This is a genomic window from Streptomyces sp. NPDC005070, assembly GCF_053600395.1.
In genome coordinates, this window is sequence record NZ_JBSFZS010000287.1 from 1 (window position 1) to 4,148 (window position 4,148).

Below are 4,148 nucleotides of genomic sequence, written 5' to 3' on the forward strand. Positions count from 1 at the left end.
GGTGCACGGGGGCGGTTCGGGGACCCTGAGGATGTGGGCCGAAGGCGAGCAGATCGTGCCCCAGGCCTGCGTACTGGACGTACTCGGGTCTGGGGCCGGTGCGGCGCGAGTGCGTGCATGGCGCCGCCGGGCAGACGGGAATTGTCAGACAGGCCCTAGCCCTCGACGCCCGGGAGCAGGCCGGTGGCAGGTGCGGCGAGGTCGGTCGCCTGGTGGAGCTGGTTCAGCTCGTACAGCCTGTTCACTCCACCGAGCTGGCTGGAGGGCTGCGGCAGCCCGCTCCGGTGCGCGGCGGGGATGTCGCTCGTCGCGAGCGAGTCGAGCGCGGACATGGGGCTCAGCTTCCCGTCGTGAGGCTCTGCGCCCGCGGCCGTCGCCATCGGCGCGGCAAGTCCTGTGACGCCGACGGCGAGACCAACGGCGGCGACGATACGTCGTGTTGAGATCATGCAATCAGCAACGGCCGTGGCCCCGGGGCGGACACGGCCCGGGGCCCGCGCTCACCCGAGAGGCGCATCGGGCGCCTGCGTTTGCCGTGGGCCCGGAGGCGGAGGACGCTCGATACTGAGGCGCTTCGTGGTCGGCTCGTGGCCGGTCCGCGCCTTCCTGAGGAGGTCCCCATGGGCACAGCGGCAGCCCCCGCCTTCGACACCGAGGCGCTGCGCCGGGGCATTGAAGGACACAGTGCGGCAGATCTGCTGTCGCTCTACGCGGACGACGCGGAACTGCGCATCGTCGACCGCAACACCCAGCCCAGTCACCCGATGGTCAAACACGGCCGAGCCGAGATCGCCGAGATGCTCGACGACGTCTACAGCCGGGACATGACGCACAGGATGGACCAGTGCGTCGTCCAGGGCGACCATGTCGCCTACACCGAGACCTGCGTGTACGCGGACGGGGTGCGGGTGATGAGCACGTCGATGATGTCGTTGCGCGACGGCAAGATCATCGAGCAGACACTGGTACAGGCATGGGACGAGTAGGGAGGAACTGGCCGAAGGTCCAGGTCACGTCTCGTGTGACCTGGACCTTCTCCGCGGGCGCCGCGATGGGGAGTTCCCGTCCGGACCGTCGCCGCCGGACGGGAGTCCTGACGGCGGGCCTGCGGGTGTCCGCCTCCCTGCTGGACTCGCTGCTGCGGACCGCGCGTTCGCGGCCGCGTCCCCCTTTGCCTCGTGCGACCCGAAGGCCGCGCATCCGGCCCCGGTGAGTCACGGCCGCGCGGCGCCCGTCGGCGTCGAGGGCGGCGAAGCCGCCGTCAGAGCTGGTTCGTGACCGCCCGGGCGGCGGGCCGCGCCGCCCGGAGCAGCATGGGGGACGCCCGGTCCACGAAGTCGTGGAGAACCGCCGAATAGGCCGTGTCGCCCCCGAGTTCACGCAGGAGGCGGTGAGCCCGGTCGCGGAAGACGCTGATGTCCTGCTCGTACCGGCCCAGCACGTCCGGCGCGAGCAGGATGCCGGTGAGCGCCGCCCGCGCGTCGGGCGAGCGGCGTCCGGCGGCGTGCAGTTCGAGGACGTGGTCCGCGGAGCCGTGCCCGGCGTTCTCCACCGCGCAGGCCAGCAGATACGTCACCGTGCCGTTCACGAGGTCTTCGTTGCGGCCGGTCAGGATGTCCTGCTGATCGTTGAAGATCTGCCACAGGATGCCGAAGACGTTGCCGAACTCCCGCCAGAGTTCGACTCTTTCGTCCGAGCAGCCGGCCAGTCGCGCCGCCATGGCGGTGACCATGCTGTACGGAGCGCCGGACTTCCCGAGGTAGGCCGTGACGACGGCGTCGCGCGTGACCGCGCCCACGTCCGCGCGAAGGTCCCTCAACTGCCCCTCGGTCGCGCCGATCCAGCACCGCACGATCTCGGCCGACAGCGGGCCGCGCGCCTTCTCCGGGATCCGGGGCGACTGAACGACGAGCAGGGGAAGGGGTATTCCGCTGACGACCGTGGCGAGCAGCGCCTCGCTCTCGCGGAGACCACCGGCGGCGAAGACGGCCTGGCCGTCGGCGAGGTCGTCCAGGTAGCACGCGGAGGTCCACCACAGTTCATGGACGACGGCCAGCGGGACGGCCGGTCCGGGCGCCCCCGTCTCCACGGCGTGGACGATCATCGGCAGAACGGAGTGGGGGTAGGCGAAGGTCCGGTGCTCCAGGAGTTCGGCGACCGCCGCCCGGACGGACGCGGCCTCCGGGCCGAGCAGGTCGAGCGCGGCGTTCCGCTCCGCCTCGATGTCCGCGGCCATCTCCCCATGCAGATCCATGTACGACTTCGCTCGCACGCAGTCCACCCCCACCACTGAATTGTTCGAGCGCCGATTCGATCATTCGCCATGATGACGAGCCAGAGCAACTTCGCGCCATGGCCGGTTTGTTGAGAGTCCTGTTTCTTGGCGGTACGCGGAGCGGGTCACGGGCCGCGAACCTCGCCATACTGGATCTCGTGCGAGTAGCGATCATGACCGCGGGTTCGCGGGGCGACGTGGCGCCGTTCACGGGACTCGGGCACGGCCTGGTGCGGGCCGGGCACGAGGTGACCCTGGTGACGCACGGAAGTTTCGCCGGCCTGGTGCCGGGCTCGGGGGTGGGGTTCCACCCGCTGCCCGTCGATCCGCGGGCCGAGCTGGAGTCCGGACCGGGGCGGCGGCTCCTCCGGAGCGCCACGGGCGCCGGGAAGATCATCACGCTCGCCGGGCTGGCGCGGTCACTGGCCGGGCGGCTGACCGACGGCATGATCGAGGCCGCCGGCGCCGCCGACGTCCTGCTGCTGTCCGGTTCGCTGGGACCGCTCGGGTACGCGGTCGCGGAGGGGCTGGGCCTGCCCAGCATGGGAGTGCACCTCCAGCCACTGGCGCCGACCAGGGAGTTCGCGCCCCCGGTGGCCGCTGCGGGCTCCTGGGGGTCCACGGTCAACCGGGCGGCGGGGTACGGGGTGAACCTGGCCGTCGAGCGGGTCTTCGCGGAAACGGTACGGGACCTGCGCAAGGGGTTCGGCCTGCCGCCCGCGGGGACCGTCGCGGCCCGGCGCGCCCGCGAGCGGCGGGCCTGGCCGGTGCACCACGGTTTCAGCCCCCTGGTCGTGCCCCGGCCGCGGGACTGGAGACGCGGGCTCGACGTCTCCGGCTACTGGTGGCCGTACGCGAGCGAGGACGCCCGGCTCCCCTCGGCGCTGGAGGACTTCCTGGACGCGGGCCCCGCTCCGGTCTTCGTGGGCCTCGGCAGTGCGACCGTTCCCGATCCCGGGCGGCTGAGCGGCGAGATCGTGGGTGCGCTGCGGGCCGCCGGGCTGCGCGGGGTGATCCAGCGTGGGTGGGGCGGGCTGCGCGCCACCGGCGACGACATGATCACCATCGGCGAGGTGCCGCACTCCGCGCTGTTCCCCCGGATGGCGGCGGTGGTGCATCACGCCGGGGCCGGCACGACAGCGGCGGGGCTGCGGGCCGGGGTTCCCGCCGTGCCCGTGCCGGTCCAGTTCGACGAGGGTTTCTGGGCGGCACGGCTGGTCGCGCTCGGGGTCGCGCCCGGCACCCTGTCGCCACGCCGGCTGCGCGCCGAGCGGCTGGCGCCGGCCCTGGTCCGGGCGACCACGGACCCCGCGTACCGCCGGAACGCGCGGGCCCTGGCGGAACGCCTGCGCACGGAGGACGGGGTGGCCCCGGTCGCGAGGACCCTCTCCCACCTCGAACACCCCGGACGGTCCTGAGGGCCGCTGAAGCGCCCCCCTCCGCCCCGCCACGGCCGTCTACGGGCCCGTGGCGTCGCCCGTGCCCCATCCCGCGGGGCGCAGGATCGCCAGGAGCTGGCGGACCAGTTCCTCCACCACCTCGTCCAGCGTCGCGTCCACCCAGCCGGCGTTCCAGTCGTGCAGCAGGCCGTTCACGCTGCCGATGAAGGCGGTGGCGGCCAGCCGGTAGTCGCGCGGGGCCGCGTCCCCGCGGGCCACGGCGCCGGCCGCCTCGCCGCAGATGAACTCCACCCAGCGGGACCGGCGGGCGAGCCGCTGTTCCTCCAGCCGCGCGCTCACGCCGATGATCTCCACGAAGGTGATGCGGATACGGCGCGGATCACTCGTCACGTTCGCCGCGTAGGCGCGGAAGAGGGCGGTGGCGCGCTCGCCGAGCGGCTGGTCGCGGGCCTCGGCGAGCGCGTCCAGGGCGG

The 4,148-nt window shown here is 73.0% G+C and carries 4 protein-coding genes and 1 pseudogene; 2 read left to right on the forward strand and 3 right to left on the reverse strand.

Going from position 1 to position 4,148, the window contains the following annotated elements:
- Nucleotides 1–155 precede the first annotated feature (155 nt).
- Entirely contained in the window at nt 156–449 is a 294-nt protein-coding gene (locus tag ACWEBX_RS37730) for a hypothetical protein (RefSeq protein ID WP_451889251.1), read from the reverse strand.
- A 171-nt stretch (nt 450–620) separates the two neighbouring features.
- On the opposite strand from ACWEBX_RS37730, the gene ACWEBX_RS37735 reads away from it, so the two are divergent.
- Nucleotides 621–986: a nuclear transport factor 2 family protein gene (locus ACWEBX_RS37735; protein WP_451889252.1), complete on the forward strand. Its 366-nt coding sequence runs from the start codon at nt 621–623 to the stop codon at nt 984–986.
- 275 nt (nt 987–1,261) lie between these two features.
- On the opposite strand, the gene ACWEBX_RS37740 is transcribed toward ACWEBX_RS37735, so the two are convergent.
- Complete coding sequence (locus ACWEBX_RS37740) at nt 1,262–2,254, reverse strand: polyprenyl synthetase family protein (protein WP_451889253.1); 993 nt, start codon at nt 2,252–2,254, stop codon at nt 1,262–1,264.
- A gap of 194 nt (nt 2,255–2,448) precedes the next feature.
- On the opposite strand from ACWEBX_RS37740, the gene ACWEBX_RS37745 reads away from it, so the two are divergent.
- Nucleotides 2,449–3,693, forward strand: a complete 1,245-nt coding sequence (locus ACWEBX_RS37745; protein WP_451889254.1) for a glycosyltransferase — start codon at nt 2,449–2,451, stop codon at nt 3,691–3,693.
- A gap of 39 nt (nt 3,694–3,732) precedes the next feature.
- Here the strand turns inward: ACWEBX_RS37745 and ACWEBX_RS37750 are convergent.
- A pseudogene (locus tag ACWEBX_RS37750) lies at nt 3,733–4,148 on the reverse strand (TetR/AcrR family transcriptional regulator); the annotation flags it as partial.

Bases quoted from the DNA above. Each gene is read 5' to 3' on its own strand.
- ACWEBX_RS37740 (WP_451889253.1), bottom strand. From the start codon at position 2,254: ATGGATCTGCATGGGGAGATGGCCGCGGACATCGAGGCGGAGCGGAAC.
- ACWEBX_RS37745 (WP_451889254.1), top strand. From the start codon at position 2,449: ATGACCGCGGGTTCGCGGGGCGACGTGGCGCCGTTCACGGGACTCGGG.
- ACWEBX_RS37735 (WP_451889252.1), top strand. From the start codon at position 621: ATGGGCACAGCGGCAGCCCCCGCCTTCGACACCGAGGCGCTGCGCCGG.
- ACWEBX_RS37730 (WP_451889251.1), bottom strand. From the start codon at position 449: ATGATCTCAACACGACGTATCGTCGCCGCCGTTGGTCTCGCCGTCGGC.